Annotated in this window: 16 protein-coding genes, 1 pseudogene and 2 riboswitches; of the genes and pseudogenes, 6 read left to right on the forward strand and 11 right to left on the reverse strand. The window is 39.2% G+C overall.

Annotation, left to right across the window (positions count from 1 at the left end; all coding sequences use genetic code 11):
- Window positions 1-221: 221 nt before the first annotated feature.
- Window positions 222-327, reverse strand: a riboswitch (TPP riboswitch).
- Window positions 328-405: 78 nt separating this feature from the next.
- Window positions 406-540 (reverse strand): annotated as a pseudogene (locus BLT_RS24475) (GNAT family N-acetyltransferase); the annotation flags it as partial.
- Between the two features lie 244 nt (window positions 541-784).
- Here BLT_RS24475 and BLT_RS0111385 point away from each other — a divergent pair.
- Window positions 785-1,369, forward strand: a complete 585-nt coding sequence (locus BLT_RS0111385; RefSeq protein WP_017727920.1) for a YkoP family protein — start codon at window positions 785-787, stop codon at window positions 1,367-1,369.
- Between the two features lie 45 nt (window positions 1,370-1,414).
- On the opposite strand, the gene BLT_RS0111390 is transcribed toward BLT_RS0111385, so the two are convergent.
- Window positions 1,415-2,242, reverse strand: a complete 828-nt coding sequence (locus tag BLT_RS0111390; RefSeq protein ID WP_035425767.1) for a metallophosphoesterase — start codon at window positions 2,240-2,242, stop codon at window positions 1,415-1,417.
- A 132-nt stretch (window positions 2,243-2,374) separates the two neighbouring features.
- On the opposite strand from BLT_RS0111390, the gene BLT_RS0111395 reads away from it, so the two are divergent.
- The gene (locus tag BLT_RS0111395; RefSeq protein ID WP_017727922.1) at window positions 2,375-3,511 is read left to right on the forward strand and encodes an MGDG synthase family glycosyltransferase; all 1,137 of its coding nucleotides are present in this window, start codon (window positions 2,375-2,377) and stop codon (window positions 3,509-3,511) included.
- Window positions 3,512-3,595: 84 nt separating this feature from the next.
- Here BLT_RS0111395 and BLT_RS0111400 read toward each other — a convergent pair whose 3' ends face one another.
- The 6 genes from BLT_RS0111400 to BLT_RS0111425 all read right to left on the reverse strand — a co-directional run bounded on the left by BLT_RS0111400 (window position 3,596) and on the right by BLT_RS0111425 (window position 8,556).
- Window positions 3,596-4,243 (reverse strand): DsbA family oxidoreductase, encoded by a 648-nt coding sequence (locus BLT_RS0111400; protein WP_017727923.1) that lies wholly within the window; start codon window positions 4,241-4,243, stop codon window positions 3,596-3,598.
- Between the two features lie 441 nt (window positions 4,244-4,684).
- Window positions 4,685-4,888 carry a cold-shock protein gene (locus BLT_RS0111405; protein WP_017727924.1) on the reverse strand — a complete coding sequence of 68 codons (204 nt, stop codon included), beginning with the start codon at window positions 4,886-4,888 and terminating at the stop codon, window positions 4,685-4,687.
- A gap of 542 nt (window positions 4,889-5,430) precedes the next feature.
- Entirely contained in the window at window positions 5,431-5,634 is a 204-nt protein-coding gene (locus tag BLT_RS0111410; protein ID WP_017727925.1) for a DUF2188 domain-containing protein, read from the reverse strand.
- A 20-nt stretch (window positions 5,635-5,654) separates the two neighbouring features.
- The gene (locus BLT_RS0111415) at window positions 5,655-6,449 is read right to left on the reverse strand and encodes a VLRF1 family aeRF1-type release factor (RefSeq protein WP_017727926.1); all 795 of its coding nucleotides are present in this window, start codon (window positions 6,447-6,449) and stop codon (window positions 5,655-5,657) included.
- 131 nt (window positions 6,450-6,580) lie between these two features.
- Entirely contained in the window at window positions 6,581-7,633 is a 1,053-nt protein-coding gene (locus BLT_RS0111420) for a zinc-dependent alcohol dehydrogenase family protein (RefSeq protein ID WP_017727927.1), read from the reverse strand.
- Window positions 7,634-8,004: 371 nt separating this feature from the next.
- Window positions 8,005-8,556, reverse strand: a complete 552-nt coding sequence (locus tag BLT_RS0111425; RefSeq protein WP_017727928.1) for a GNAT family N-acetyltransferase — start codon at window positions 8,554-8,556, stop codon at window positions 8,005-8,007.
- Between the two features lie 229 nt (window positions 8,557-8,785).
- Between BLT_RS0111425 and BLT_RS0111430 the strand changes: the two genes are divergently transcribed.
- Window positions 8,786-9,721: an AEC family transporter gene (locus tag BLT_RS0111430; protein ID WP_017727929.1), complete on the forward strand. Its 936-nt coding sequence runs from the start codon at window positions 8,786-8,788 to the stop codon at window positions 9,719-9,721.
- Window positions 9,722-10,230: 509 nt separating this feature from the next.
- Here BLT_RS0111430 and BLT_RS0111445 read toward each other — a convergent pair.
- Window positions 10,231-11,094 (reverse strand): Cof-type HAD-IIB family hydrolase, encoded by an 864-nt coding sequence (locus BLT_RS0111445; RefSeq protein WP_017727932.1) that lies wholly within the window; start codon window positions 11,092-11,094, stop codon window positions 10,231-10,233.
- A 267-nt stretch (window positions 11,095-11,361) separates the two neighbouring features.
- Window positions 11,362-11,526 (reverse strand): hypothetical protein, encoded by a 165-nt coding sequence (locus tag BLT_RS24040; protein WP_017727933.1) that lies wholly within the window; start codon window positions 11,524-11,526, stop codon window positions 11,362-11,364.
- Window positions 11,527-11,649: 123 nt separating this feature from the next.
- Here BLT_RS24040 and BLT_RS0111455 point away from each other — a divergent pair, with 123 nt between their 5' ends.
- Complete coding sequence (locus BLT_RS0111455) at window positions 11,650-12,219, forward strand: hypothetical protein (protein WP_017727934.1); 570 nt, start codon at window positions 11,650-11,652, stop codon at window positions 12,217-12,219.
- A gap of 108 nt (window positions 12,220-12,327) precedes the next feature.
- Here BLT_RS0111455 and BLT_RS0111460 read toward each other — a convergent pair whose 3' ends face one another.
- On the reverse strand, window positions 12,328-13,023 hold the full coding sequence (locus BLT_RS0111460) for a YhcN/YlaJ family sporulation lipoprotein (protein WP_017727935.1): 696 nt from the start codon (window positions 13,021-13,023) through the stop codon (window positions 12,328-12,330).
- 322 nt (window positions 13,024-13,345) lie between these two features.
- Between BLT_RS0111460 and BLT_RS23150 the strand changes: the two genes are divergently transcribed.
- Complete coding sequence (locus BLT_RS23150) at window positions 13,346-13,501, forward strand: aspartyl-phosphate phosphatase Spo0E family protein (protein WP_268871126.1); 156 nt, start codon at window positions 13,346-13,348, stop codon at window positions 13,499-13,501.
- A 121-nt stretch (window positions 13,502-13,622) separates the two neighbouring features.
- Window positions 13,623-13,802: riboswitch (Lysine riboswitch) on the forward strand.
- A 153-nt stretch (window positions 13,803-13,955) separates the two neighbouring features.
- A partial coding sequence (locus BLT_RS0111470) for a dihydrodipicolinate synthase family protein (RefSeq protein ID WP_017727937.1) occupies window positions 13,956-14,402 on the forward strand: 447 nt, incomplete at its 3' end.

A 14,402-nucleotide genomic window follows, 5' to 3' on the forward strand; every position in this document is an offset into this window, starting at 1 on the left:
AATTTTTCTTAAGCATAAAAACAATATGAGTAGGTACCCTTCCAACATGGGATGGAAAGGAGTTTGTAAGGTATGGTGTACAACCTTTATTAAAGGAGGATCGACACATCCTGCTCCGTCATCGTAAGAGCTCTCCCCTCCCCTTTTCAATACAAAAAACCGCTTTATCCTACGTTCGAAAGCGGTCATCATAATAACTTTATATTTTAGAAAAAATACGCTATCATGTGATGCCACTTCCCTCCGCTACTATTACATAGTTCAGGTTCAAAGGGTCTAAAAGCAATGCTTTCCTCTCAGCCAAAAAAGGCCCCCCTAGTGGTTGATTTTGTTATATCATGTTTTCTCGGAAATTAGTTCAATCTTATCATGTTGTTACATGATGTCAACTTAAACTTGCTTAATCTAATCAATTAAATACCTGTAAAACTTTTTATCAACCTGTAACATTGGGAAATTCTCAGGTAAATCGTTAAAAGCTGTACTTGCAAACCCATTTTTTTCATAAAATCGATGAGCAGCTAAAAATTTATAAAACGTATCAAGAAATTTAAACGTTACAAGCACAGAGTCCGTCCATTTTGTTGCTCGTTATCGTGAAATCGATTTGCATTCTCCTTAGCATCCTCGTTAAAGCCTGTAATAATATGAAGACATTTTGGGATGCTATAAAAGGTTAAGAAAACCCATTGGCCCTTTAAGAAATAGTAAATAACGAGTATTCAAATAAGTAACCCACTTTTGAGCTGAAAAATATGTGTAAAAGCAAAAGGAAGTCGAAATCATGAGACAGTATTTATTAACATTATGGACGTTCATTGATCCTGTTTATTTTCGATTTACCCGCCTTACCTATCTTCGGAATTACCATTCAAGGGACAATATTTTTAGGGTCCGGCTTACTTCCTATATGGGTCGAAATGTGACACTTGCAGACGGGACACAAATTAATAAACATGACACCCTTGTTAAAATCCATTTGCACAATGTAAAGCTATTGAATGAGCTTAAGCACACAGGGAATGATTTTAAAAAAGGTAAACTGATTTACAAGTATGTTCAGAAATCACTCCCGGACATCGCAACGTACATTCAGGAACACCCAGATTCAAGCAGGATCAAAGGAATTATTGGGATAACTTTATTAAACAGAGCCACCGAACGTCTCGGATTTGAATCGGTTTCCATTTCTCACCCTGTTTATAAATGGTTTAAATGGGCTAGCTTATTACCCATTGTTCTTCTTTCTACGAACGACATGTCTTTTAAAAAGATCATCAAGCAGCCTGCCCCTCGTTATTTATTTATGTCTAAAAACACCCTTACAAAAAGGTACAATCCTACACAAGATGCGGGGTTAGTCAAATGACTGCAAAAAAGACTGTACACCGAAATGGGCTACAGTCCTTTTTTATTACATAGCAGGTTGAGATTCGATTTTTGGGTGAGTCAAAGGCACATGATGGAATGTAATTTCAGGCCTGCTACCCATTCGAATATTCACACCCGTTTGTCCAAGACCTTCATTAATATAAAATCTTTTACCGTCGTGCTCATGCAGCCCTTTTATTTTATTCATTCGAACAAGCTTTCCCATTTTTATCAAGTGATACGCCTTTGGATAGCAGATTTGTCCACCATGAAAATGACCAGCTAGTAGGTAATCAAAATGGACATTTTTCATGGTCAAAACGATATTCGGATCATGTGTTAGTACAACGTTTGTCCCTTGCTTGATTCCAGTATAGGCTTTCGCTACATTGCTTCGCTTCGTACTAAAGTCATCGATCCCAATAAGATTGACATGCTTGTCTTTGACCTTAATAAGCTCATTTTCATTTTGCATCACCTGACATCCGTATTGCTGCAAGGTGTCCTTCAGCATCTGTACATTTTTACGTAAAACATAGTCGTGGTTTCCCAAAACTGCATAGATCCCAAATGTCGGCTTCAATTGATTTAAGACTTTCAGGTAGGGAATAAGCTTAGGAATTGTCTTTTTCCGGTCTAGAAAATCGCCCGTTAATGCAATCAAATCAATCGCTTCATCTTTGAGCTTTTCATACAGTTCATTTGGGGAAATGGAGATGTTTTCAAGGTGTAAATCAGAAAGCTGCAAAATAATAAGCTCTTCATTATATTCATGGCGGCTTGCTTGTTCGAGATAGATTCGATTAATCGTTACATCTTTCGTATTCCGATAAGCTTTATAAATAAATGCAATCAGTATAATCATGATCATGATGAGTAAGCTAATAATTGAAATCACCCCTTACAACCATTATACCTAGTAAATTTAGCAATGGTTGCGGGAATTGCTGGAACCAAGCACAGTCTGTACCTTTTAACAATTAAATTTGCCATGAGGTGTCACATGAAGCAACAATCAATGCAAAGAAAAATTTTGTTTTTACCTTTTTTACAGCTTACATCTGGCCATCATCAGGTGGCAAAATCGTTAGCAGACAGTATCCAAGCGCAGCAATCAAATGTTCAATGTGATACGGTTGATATCCTATCCTATAGCTATGGAAATATAGAGCGTCTTGTATCAACCATTTATTTAAAATGGATCCATTCATTTCCTTCTTTATATAATCATCTTTATCAGCTTTCTGTTTACAGGAGGGTTTATGAAGACAAACGCTCTCGGCTATACGAAGGTTTATTTATGACCTTTATGAAAAAACTTATTAAAGAAAAGCAGCCTGATCTCATTATTTGTACCCATGCCCTCCCATCCTATATAGTGAATCGTTTAAAAGAAAAAGGAGAATTAACGACACCGGTCATTAATGTGTATACTGATTATTTCATCCATCGATTTTGGGGATTAAATAAAATTGACACGCATTTCGTTCCATCCCATTTGATGAAACGCTTTTTGGAAGATAAGGGAATCGAAAAGGAGCGGATCGTCGTTACTGGCATCCCTATTCATCAGCACATTAAAAAGCAGCTGAAGCCGCTAAGTCGTCCAGCCTCGCCCACATTATCTGTATTGATTGCAGGTGGCAACTTAGGGGTTGGCGCACTGTCGGATTTCGTTGAGCATCTAGGTGAAAGCGAAAGGACACGATATTTTGTCTTATGCGGAAAAAACAAGGTCATTTTTCAAAAGCTAAAAAAAGAACATAAACCAAACCTTATCCCATTAGACTATATTGAATCTAGAGAAGAAATGGATGATCTTTATAATCAAGTAGATGCGATCATTACGAAGCCAGGTGGCGTTACGATAAGTGAAAGTCTTTTTAAAAGAAAACCTCTTTTTATTTATCATGCCTTACCAGGTCAAGAAGAAATAAATCTACAGCAGCTTGAACAATTAGGGGTGGTGATCCCCTTAAAAAATTGGCGAGACAAGCGTTTTCCAGTTGAGGAACAGCTTCATTCTTTTTTTCAGGAGCAACAAGGGCTCAATGGTTACCACGAGCATGTTGACCGCTACCTTCAACAGCTTACAACGAAAGACCCTTCTATGCTTATTCAATCCTTTTTAAACAAATAAACTAGGTCGATTCTTGCTCTTTTTAGCTGGTAGACAAATAAGAGGAGCTAGCTAATTTAGCTCCCCAAAATTCCTACATACTATTTAACAACCATCTGGCCCACATGCCATCCCTTCAGGAAATGTGAAGCCGTCTTGCTTTTTCGCCTCTTCCTCAATGATTTGTTCAAGGGTTTCCTTTGAACGAATTCCGACAATTGTCGTATCTCCAATGATAAAGGTTGGAACCGCTTGAATTCCCGCCTCATGGTAGGCATGTTCCAGTGCCGCTTGATGCTGTTCCTTGTATTTCCGAGTTTCAAGCGCTTGTCGATATTCATTTTCATCTAAACCAAGCTCTGAAGCTAATGCTGTTAAAACCTCAACATCTCCAATGTCTTTCTCCTCTTGGAAAAAGGCACGCAGCAAGCGGTCATTATATTCATTTCCTTTTCCCTGTTCTTTTGCATATTGATAGCCTTCAAAGGCAAGATGGGTGTGTGGTTGTGGAGAAACGTTCGGTAAGACAATCTCCACTCCCATTGCCGCAGCCATTGGATACACAGACTGAGCCCATGTCGTTTGCAAATAATCCCCTTCTGGACGTAACGTTTCATTTGGATAGGGTCTTAGCTCATAGGGCATCCATTCTACTTCAATATCTTTCCCTTTCATTGCCTCTTCAAGCGGTTTTTCAGCCAGAAAACAAAAGGGACAAACATAGTCTGAATAGACGCGAATTTTGACAGTCATTTTACTTCTCCACCTTTTTCAAAGATTATGTTACATTGTACATCCCGATAAAAGAATTTCTCCAATCTTCTGCTCAGAAAAATATAACGATAACGTAGCTATAATAAAAGGCACGTAGCTATTTCTACGCATCTAAAGGGTTATTGCTGTTATTCAGATTGTCTGACAAGTCGTCTCTTCTGCTGTCATTTTTTCACGAACATATTGTTGAATGATTTACTGCTTTACTTTTAAAAAATTGCATGACAAGCCCTCAACTCCTTGAATGACAAACAAAGCTTGGCATTTCGCCAAGTCCTTCAAAGCGAAAGCCTTCGTTGCAGTTGGGTCTTCAAATTTGTAACCGGTTGATAAACTTCTGTATTTAAAAATTTTTTCTCAGTACACAAAAAAACCAGCCTTGCCTAAAAGACAAAGCTGGATTTATTCGTTAGAATGAAATTAGCGCTTTACAACGTTAGCAGCTTGTGGGCCACGGTCGCCTTCAACGATTTCAAACTCAACTGCTTGACCTTCGTCAAGAGTTTTGAAACCTTCACCAGTGATTGCACTGAAGTGTACGAATACGTCGTTTCCGCCTTCTACCTCAATGAATCCGAATCCTTTTTCAGCGTTGAACCATTTAACTGTACCTGATTGTGTCATGCATAAAACCCCAATCTTTATTTTTACTTAATATGCCAATCGTATTTACTTTCTCGGGTAAATAAAAATTCACATATTATAAGGAACATCAGTCACGAATTGAGTGAATATCCCTTATAAGATGTGAATACTTTAACTCTATTTTCCGTTACCTTTGACCAAAAACAATTATTAAATTCAAAGCTATTTGTAAAAATCAATCCGGACTTTTTTCCAAACAACAAAAGCCCTTCCTCTCTTTCGTCCTTGCGGCTCCGAAGACCGCGCCAGCTCGATTGGACAATCTCGCTCACTGAAAGGTTTCAAATCACTGACTTAACTTTACATGATTTCAGTTGAAATTGCAAGATTTATTTCTTTTGAAAACTGTATGTTTTTTCTTTTTTGTCTGGAAAAAAGGGCGATTTACAGAGGTTTTCATTAATAAAATTTTTTAACCAATTAATGGTGACGCTCCCTCAACCTTATTTCTGCTCTAAATGAATTTGCTTTTTTGATTGAGGGAATGCCACCTTTAAAGTCAATTCAAAAATATCTATACATCATTCGTTAAACGTCTTTTCTTCAATGACTTCATATAGATGATTAAAAATTACCGTTCTACTTGGTGCCTGCTCTTTTGCTAGCAGCTCTGCCTGCTTTATCGCTTGGTCCTTATCCATATATACATACTCTGGAGCAACACCTTCAAGCCTTACTTGCCATTCAGTCATTTCTTTATTTGGCACAATATGAAATTCCTTCATTGCTCATTTTCTCCCTTCAATTATAAATTTTTAAGCAATTCTTCCTTATGAATTTTATGATTTAAGTTTTTTGGTACCGTTTTGATGATCTTTAATGGAGCAAATGCTTCTTTTAATTGCTCCATTACTGACTCATCACCGACCAAGTAAAAGCCTTTCCAATTACAATCCTTTGCTGATTTTTGCAAATCAGGGACAAGTTTTTTATATTCACGCATAGCCAGTACCTTACGTTTTTTATCAATATGATCACTGTCGTATGCTGAAGGTCTTAACTGGTTTCCGTTCGGTGTTGGGATTTTTTGTTCTGTCCAATGATCTTGGGTCATATCCCAGCTATACTTGACTGTCTCGATCACTTCACCCATCGCAGTATCTACGATTGTGACCTCGTCCTTGCTTCCTAACACAATGGCACTACGTGGATACGATTTTTGCAGTGACTCAAGCTGGGTCAATTGTGGATGTTCGTCCCAGTAAAACTCATTTTTCACTTCCAGATCAAGAAACACAATTTCCCATACCTCGTTAGAAGCTGACCCCACGAGGACAAGTCCTTTCTTATGTTCCTGTTGAGTTTGGTGAATATCTCGTTCGGCTTTTTCAGCGAGCTTTTTCAAGGCTTTCTTTCCGTCGTTGTCTCCTTCGCTTTCCCTGTATTCGATCAATCGTTTCAAGCCTTCCTTTAAACGGATTTTCCACTCACCACGCTGTTGTGATTGTTTGCTTCGATCGGTCTCCAAATAAATGGTTAAAAAGGGTCCCTCTGTTTCTCTTTTTCCATTTAGATAACGGAATGGTTCAAGCTTCTTCAATTTCTGCACCTCCCAGATTTATTGTTGTTAGAAGAGTTACCCGCACAGTTGGTTATCATAAACGTAAAAAAAGAAAAAAATAAGAGATGAGTCGATATGCTCACCTCCAATTAAGATCTTCTGCCGTTCAATTATTTGAAGTTTGTAATCACATGAAAGCCAAGCGTTTTGAAGCTCGTCATATCCTCAAGAATTGAGCTAATGTTGTTTAGTTCAACCTCTTTTGAAACAAGGGATTTAGGGTTTAATTTTCCTTTTGAAATTAGTGACATGAGTCCATCATATTCTGAATGAGGGTTGCCAATACTACCGACTATTTCTAATTCCATTGCTGTTATCACATCGATTGGAAAGTCAACGATTCCGCCTTCCTCTCGTGTGGTAAGTCCAATTTGAACATGCCGTCCCCCTTTTCTTAAGCTCTGCACTGAGTTTAAAATGGTTTCTCGAATTCCTAACGCTTCAATGGAGGCATGTGCTCCTCCTTGTGTAATCTCCTTAACTGCCTCAACGACCTTTTCCTTTCTTGCATTAATTGTCGCAACTGCCCCCTCTTGTTTTGCCTTTTCCAGCTTCGCATCATCTACATCCACAGCGATAACGAGCGCACCAACTGCGTTTGCAACTTGGATGGCAGAAAGTCCTACTCCACCTGCCCCATGAACAACGATCCACTTCCCTGGCTGAATTTGGCTACGGATAACCCCGTGATACCCTGTCATGTATCTGCATCCAATCGCTGCGGCTGTCAATGTATCCACTTCATCAGGCAGCTTGATTAAATTAAAGTCACCATTTGGTACGCGTACATATTCCGCATAAGCCCCGTCATAACTAAAGCCAAAAATATTTAAATGATCACAGCGGTTTGAATGTCCACTTAAGCAATTGGAGCAGTGGGCACATCCTTCATGAAACGGAGCAGTCACTCGATCGCCTCGTACAAAATTTTTTACTTCCCTCCCAACTTCTTCAATCACTCCACCAAATTCATGTCCAGGAATAATGGGTAACTCTGGACTTAATCCAACCCATTCCCAGTCTCCCATCCATGCATGCCAATCACTTCGGCAAACACCACAAGCTTCAATTCGCACAATGACATCATTTGGACCTGGAGTTGGATCAGCAACATCACCAATGCGTAGAGGCTCCTTATGTTTAATAATCTGCGCTGCTCTCATTTCAATCACTCCTTTTTTAAAGGTTGTAAGGGATGTTAACTAGCCGGTTCGATTAATTATGGAAGTGTAGCTCAATACCCATTCAAAACCTATATTTCTTCACCACCCTCCTGGATCTGATTTTGCGCTTGCCCCCCTTATCGATTTTATTCCTTAAACTGATGCACAATGCAAATACCCTAAAAATTTGTATACGCTTTCAAAACCGCATTTTTATTTTCTGATTATTCAAATAATAATATCTTTTGTCACTAAGTACAACTTGTTCGTTATAAAATCAGAAATATGCATGTTTTCATGATAAAAATTTATTTACAACGAAAAACGAGAACATCCACTTTATTACCTAAAATAGATACTCTCACGATTAACTATATACCTGACTGCTTATCATTTGTTGTTGCAATTAACGTCTCCCATTCAGGTCGCAGCAAGCTCATTTCATAGACGTTCCAAAAACTCCCGTTTATGCGAATGACATCTCGCAGTAAGCCTTCCTTTTGAAAGCCAAATGATTCATAGAGCTTGATGGCAGGAATATTAAAATTAAAAACCCCAAGACTGATTCGATGCAAATCAAGCTGTTCATAGGCAAAAGCGAGGATTTGTTTTATCATTTCTTTTGCAAAGCCCTTTCCGTTGTAAGGCGGAGCAATAAAAACTTTTCCAAGTCTTCCTGTTTGATGCCGTAAATCGACTCTTCCTAAGCTTGCATGGCCAACAATCTTCCCATCTGCCTCTACTTGAAAGTGGTACGTATCCTCTTTTTCTGCTTTCGCCATGTAGCGTTCAAGCTGCTCCTTTGAAAGTGGAAACGTAAATTCACTTCCACTCCATTGATACAGTAATTTTTCATTATCAATCCAATCAAGGAGCCAATCTGCCCCTTCTTGCCTACACGGTACAATTTCTACGTTATCCATCCTTTATAGACTTCCTTTCCTTTTAGAAATGCCTCCCCTGCAAACCTTCCTTTTCCTCTGTTAATTGTTCGATTCAAGTAAAAAGAAAATTCGACAGGTTTTGACGATTCCTCTATAATGTAAAGAGTTTACTAGATTTTTGAAAAAGAGGGAAGGGTTTAAAGCCGAGCTTTTCTTATCGTCCCGAACTCTCCTTCGTTTGGTTTCTAAGAAGAAAGGATTTAATGTCATGGATATTGCTGTCGTCATCACCACTGTTAGTGTAATGGGGGTCATTATCGGAATTGGAACATTATTAACATGGAGAAAGCCTGTCGCTACTAACACGAAGCAGCTTCTTGTCACAGTGATCATCAATGTTGCCTTACCGTCGATTATTTTAAATGGACTTTTCACAGCGGAAATGACTGAGCATCTCCTACAACATATGTTCATTGTTTTTCTGTTGTCTGTCGCTTTTCACATTGCCTTTATTTTTATAGCCTTGTTCGTTGCTAGGCTGTTTCAATTTAAATCAATTTTTGCCAAAAAAATGGCCCTTCTCGCCGCGTTAGGAAATACGGGATTTATCGGCATCCCCCTTTGTGCCACGATATTCGGTCCGGTCGGAGGCCTTTTCGCCGCTATTTTTGATGCAGGTCTTGATGTTGTCATCTTTTCCTTAGCTATCTATTTACTACGCTCTGGAGAAACGTTTGATTTTCTCCAGTTAAAAGCATTGCTCAACATTCCTTTATTCGCAATTACGATCGGCATGCTCCTAACAATCACAGGTTTCGAAGCTCCTTCTGTATTAATACAACTCACAGGAATGTTATCAAGCTTAGCTGCTCCGTTAGCGATGCTCTATATTGGCTTTTTATTGCCGCCTTTGCTTCGAAAAGGTCGTTCCATGCTTTTTCCACAGCTTTGGTTTCCCATTTTGCTCAAACTAATTGCGATTCCATTAGGCGCCGCTACAGTGGTTCCGCTTTTACCTCTTGACGCAATGATTCAACAATTAGTCATTATCTTATTGGCAATGCCTACCTTTATGCTCGCAACCTTGCTGTTTTCCAAATACGCCGATGATGAAACGACAGCTGTTATTACGACTGTTTGCTCGACCCTCCTCTCCCTCATAACGATTCCCTTTATCGCATTTATGAGTCAGCAGCTTTTATAACACCGAAAAAAGAGCTTAACCTGTGTTGGTTAAGCTCTGATTCATTTCCCATTAATTACGGCTATAGTAGTCATTAATCATATCTAGGATGCTCGGCTCTTCCGTTACTGGTTCTGCTGGCTTTGTCTCCATATGGTTTGCTGCTCTTGTCATCACAATCACTCTCCTGTTGGATTTTTTTGATTTTTTCCACTCTTTATTTTTCTTAGTCTTATTATAATTATCTGTACTATAATAGTCAACCTATTTTTAAAAATTGTTATAAAACATTTTTGCGCTATCGCTTTCTTCTCAAAAGCGACCATTTGCGGTATCTTTTTTAACGTGTAAAAAAAAAGACGGGGGTGGGACAAAAGAGTTTTTATTGAAAAGAAATCCGAACGCAATAGTTGCTGCATAGCCTTCGCTTCGGAAATATCCTCCGCTAAGGTTGTGCATTGTTCGCATTTTCAATCATACACGCTTGTTATGTCCCAGCCTCGTCTTTATGTAAATGATTTATTTTTGGCTTATACTAGTCTCTTAAGATATTCATTGAGAGCCTCAGCTACACCGCTTTCCTCATTGCTGCTCGTCAACGAATGAGCCTTACTCTTAATTTCCTCGACTGCGTTATCCATGGCGATGGCATGTCCAGCGACTTCGAACATAGACAGATCATTTAAATTATCACCAATGACAACCACATCCTTCATATCAACACCTAGGCGTTCTGCAAAATTGGTGAGGGCAATGCCTTTTTGTGCATGCTTGTTCGTGATTTCAAGATTTTCTGAGGCAGATGAACTGACAGCAAACCGATCCGTCTCACTGAGGATTTGTTTGGCTTTGTCCCTTTTTTCATCATTTAATGAAAAAGCAAGAAACTTATAAACCTGCTGTCGCTCGTCCTGTAAGATGTGCTCATAGCTTGCTACTTCTGTTACAGCCGCTGTTATAAAACGCTCCTCTGCTATTGCTCTCATCTTTTCAATTGAATCCTCCGAACCTGATGATTGCAACACATCAATAACCACTTGCAAGGCCTTCTCATGATGATCGGTAAATGCTCCTTCGTTCGTATAAAGCTCAAAATAAATATCATGCTCCCTTAGGACGTCCGAAATAAACAAAGCATCTTTTTTCAGAATGGGAACACTGCGAATCACCTTTCCCTTTTCATCCCTTTCTTCTGCCCCATTCACACAAATGATCGGACAATGAATACCAGCATCCTCTAAAGGCTTTTGAGCTTCACTGTAATCTCGACCCGTGACAACAACGACCATTACACCTGCTTCTTGCGCTTCTTTTATTGCGATTGCATTTTCCTTTGTTACACGACGCTCATCATTCAAAAGCGTTCCATCCATATCTGTTGCAAAAATTTTCATCCAATCTCCACTCCTTTCTCTCTCTCACAAATTGATTGTAGTAAATGTCCCACCCTTTTGAACACTTATTTATGACCCTTTTTTCTACTCTTCATTCAAATTAAGGCTTTTTCTGAAATAACCTTCATTAGCGGCTCGCTCTTCCTGCTGGAATGAAAACGAGTCCTCAGCGCATGCTGTACACCATTTCATTCAAGGCGGTGTGAGCGACACGCTTCCAGCTTTATCATGTTAGCTCCGTCTTCTTTTCCACAGAAAAAAGAAGCCTTATTTCGGCTTCCCATGTAGCTGTGCATCAAGCTGTTCTAGCTGTTCAATTGCTCTTTCTCCAAGCTCATGCTCAATTACCTTAGCTGTATGGTTTCCGAGCATCATGACACCAAAAAACAAGGAAAAAACCAACCCGACTAATAAGGTACTCCCTATAACCAAGGTTTATTCCTCCCCTTGCTCTCACATTTTTACATGATATGAGACAACGAAAGGAAATATGTATGTTTTTTCCACCTGCGAACATACTAAAGAGCGAATACCTAGGAAAAGAGGACAGTCCTTATGAAATATCGACAAATTGTATTAATTGTAAGCACCTCCATTTTCTTGGTTGTCTACGGCTGCAATCAAGATACAAAAGAGCATATTATGGAAGATGTGAAGGCGCAGCAAGCAAGGCTAGCTGATACAACCCTTTCATTACCTCCTAATAATAAAGTTCAAAATAAAGCTCGCGTTGCAAAAGATGAAGCGCTCATTTCCTATGTAGATAAAGCAGGCTTTTATTTGCATGAGTCCTACCTTCACTTAGACCAGCTTACTGCTTTGTTCCAAACGAACAACCCAAGAACGGAGCAATTAGCTTATTCAAAAGGGATCGTTCAAAAACTTCAGCGTGAAAGTGAGCCGCTCTTAAAAACTGAGCCTCCTGGACCCTTGGAAGGCTTTCATACAATTCATGTGACAATGATGATTGAAATTGACGCTCTTGAGCGCGTACTCCAAGACATGAAAGAGCCAAACAATGCACAGCTTTTGAATGCACGAAGCCATTATGAAAAGGCCGTTTTCGCTCACAAGCAGGCGGAACGAGAATATTTATCAGTGCTTGAAGAGCACGGATTGAAATAAAAAAATTTTGAAAGTGATCTGATTTGGCAATCTCTTGATCCATCTCAACTGAGTACCAATGAAAAATCAGCTCCTTCTACTCCCGTTGTTAGAAAGAGCTGTCAAACCTTATCTCGAACGATTGCGCTTAAGAAAATCGACCATTTCTGCCCCAAAGCCGCCAACATCTTCAAACGGTCGACTTGTTTGCATTCCTTTTTCCAACGCATTCATACGGTTAATATGGCTGTGTGAGGTCGTAATGGTAACTTGGTCTACATCAACCAGGTCTTTAATCGACTCTCGAATCGTTCGATATAGCTTAGGACGGTTCTGTTCCTTTGATTCAACACCAATGACGATATCATTCTCATCTGATAAAACATAAGCATGGTGCACATTTTCAAGCCGTTCAATCCGTGATTTAATTATTCCTTCCAATGAATGACTTTCTTGAACTGAAAGCTTGCTTTCCTTTTTTTGTCTCATCTGTGGCGAATCCCGTAATATATATTTGTCACGAGTCACTCCTGGTCTGAGTGTTAAAAACCCTTCATCTCCCATCCCCTCATCCCTCTTACCTTGAAGGTGTGGGGTTACATTTGCACGTAAATGAGCCGAATAGACAAATCCTTTTGTCGTTTTATCTGGTACCATTAAATCAGATAATGGCCCAAGTAAGGCTTGTACACGCTGGGTTCCATATCCTTTGAAGCCTTCCTCTCGATTGGCATTCGCATTTGCACCGAGCACTTCTTCCTGTTCAACGGTACAGCCTTGCAAACAAAATAGTCCAAGTAATAAAAACATCAGCAAACGCTGCATGGACATCTCCCCTCCTTAAAGAATAGGGTTTACTATACGGAAGAAAACCACGCTGATAAATAAAGGAAAAAACATGCTCGTACCCAATACAAAGAAAATTGTCGAATCATTTCTTTTTATAGAAACTATTGGCTTTTTTCGTTGAAAGGCTTTTCATTCACAAAAAATTGTCTATAATTATCATTGTTGTATTTTTCAACACAACCACAATATTAAAGTAGCCGTTACAATTGGAGCACTGTATTTGTCGAATATCAACTTATAAAAGAACAAATAAACTTTTGTATAAATTTAAAGATGGAGTGGAATGATCATGTTACGAATGCAAATTGAGCTAAAAAGGAAGGAAATGTTGTTTCTTGCTGAAACATATGGATTCACTGCGGATGTTACTGTACAATGCAGCCAGGAATTGGACTTATTACTTAATCGACTACAAAAACGTTGCATTTTGCAACAAAATAATTTCAATTTGTAAGTTCCTTTGATTTGACCACCCCAGATTTTTTACATAAAATAACCATAAATCATTGCAATCCTTCCTATCTTTTGTTAAGGTATACACACATAACTATATACGTCTTTACTTCAAACTTTGAAGTGAGGATAGAGGTGCAAAAACCATGAGTACACATTGGGAGGAGAATGAGCTCTGTTGAACAGTGTGGAAAGGGGAATTTGCCGAAGCTGGCGAAATCTCATTTTTCAACAGCTGGTTCTGTATTGAATAAGTGCAGAACTGTCATATAGCTTAAGCTATATGGAGGGCTATCTCACGCATCGGAATGGTTGTTTTATTACAACAAATCCATGCAGCAATGGGGGAGCCTCATTGTTGTTTTTTTATGTCTGATGAGGCTGCATAGCTCTATTCAAACACTTTATATATGAAGCAAGACAGAGATTTTCTTGAATAGAGGAGGATGTCAAAAATGAATTTCGGACGAATAGTTACTGCCATGGTTACCCCTTTCAACCACCAACTACAGCTTGACCTTGAAGCGACGCGCAACCTTGTCAATCACTTACTAGACAACGGAAGTGATGCCCTTGTTGTTGGAGGAACAACTGGAGAAGCACCAACGTTAACAACCGAGGAAAAAATTGCCTTGTATCATACCGTTGTGGAAACAGTTAATGGACGGGTGCCGGTTATTGCCGGGACAGGCTCAAATAACACGGCCGCATCGATTGAATTAACAAAAAAAGCCGAAGAAATCGGCGTCGATGGAATTATGCTTGTGGCTCCTTATTACAACAAGCCGTCACAAGAAGGGCTCTACCAGCATTTTAAAGTCATCGCCGAGTCCACAAAGCTACCTGTCATGATTTACAACATTCCTGGTCGTAGCGTTGTGAACATTGATGTGGAAACCACT

The sequence above is a fragment of the Halalkalibacterium ligniniphilum genome (assembly GCF_000334155.1).
GTDB lineage: Bacteria > Bacillota > Bacilli > Bacillales > Bacillaceae_D > Halalkalibacterium > Halalkalibacterium ligniniphilum.

Excerpts from the sequence above, each read along its gene's own strand:
- BLT_RS0111420 (WP_017727927.1), bottom strand. The coding sequence starts at position 7,633 with ATGAGAGCAGCGCAGATTATTAAACATAAGGAGCCTCTACGCATTGGT.
- BLT_RS0111460 (WP_017727935.1), bottom strand. The coding sequence starts at position 13,023 with ATGCAGCGTTTGCTGATGTTTTTATTACTTGGACTATTTTGTTTGCAA.
- BLT_RS23150 (WP_268871126.1), top strand. The coding sequence starts at position 13,346 with ATGCAAATTGAGCTAAAAAGGAAGGAAATGTTGTTTCTTGCTGAAACA.
- BLT_RS0111445 (WP_017727932.1), bottom strand. The coding sequence starts at position 11,094 with ATGAAAATTTTTGCAACAGATATGGATGGAACGCTTTTGAATGATGAG.
- BLT_RS0111455 (WP_017727934.1), top strand. The coding sequence starts at position 11,650 with ATGAAATATCGACAAATTGTATTAATTGTAAGCACCTCCATTTTCTTG.
- BLT_RS0111390 (WP_035425767.1), bottom strand. The coding sequence starts at position 2,242 with ATGATCATGATTATACTGATTGCATTTATTTATAAAGCTTATCGGAAT.
- BLT_RS0111400 (WP_017727923.1), bottom strand. The coding sequence starts at position 4,243 with ATGACTGTCAAAATTCGCGTCTATTCAGACTATGTTTGTCCCTTTTGT.
- BLT_RS0111405 (WP_017727924.1), bottom strand. The coding sequence starts at position 4,888 with ATGACACAATCAGGTACAGTTAAATGGTTCAACGCTGAAAAAGGATTC.
- BLT_RS0111430 (WP_017727929.1), top strand. The coding sequence starts at position 8,786 with ATGGATATTGCTGTCGTCATCACCACTGTTAGTGTAATGGGGGTCATT.
- BLT_RS0111410 (WP_017727925.1), bottom strand. The coding sequence starts at position 5,634 with ATGAAGGAATTTCATATTGTGCCAAATAAAGAAATGACTGAATGGCAA.
- BLT_RS0111385 (WP_017727920.1), top strand. The coding sequence starts at position 785 with ATGAGACAGTATTTATTAACATTATGGACGTTCATTGATCCTGTTTAT.
- BLT_RS0111425 (WP_017727928.1), bottom strand. The coding sequence starts at position 8,556 with ATGGATAACGTAGAAATTGTACCGTGTAGGCAAGAAGGGGCAGATTGG.
- BLT_RS0111395 (WP_017727922.1), top strand. The coding sequence starts at position 2,375 with ATGAAGCAACAATCAATGCAAAGAAAAATTTTGTTTTTACCTTTTTTA.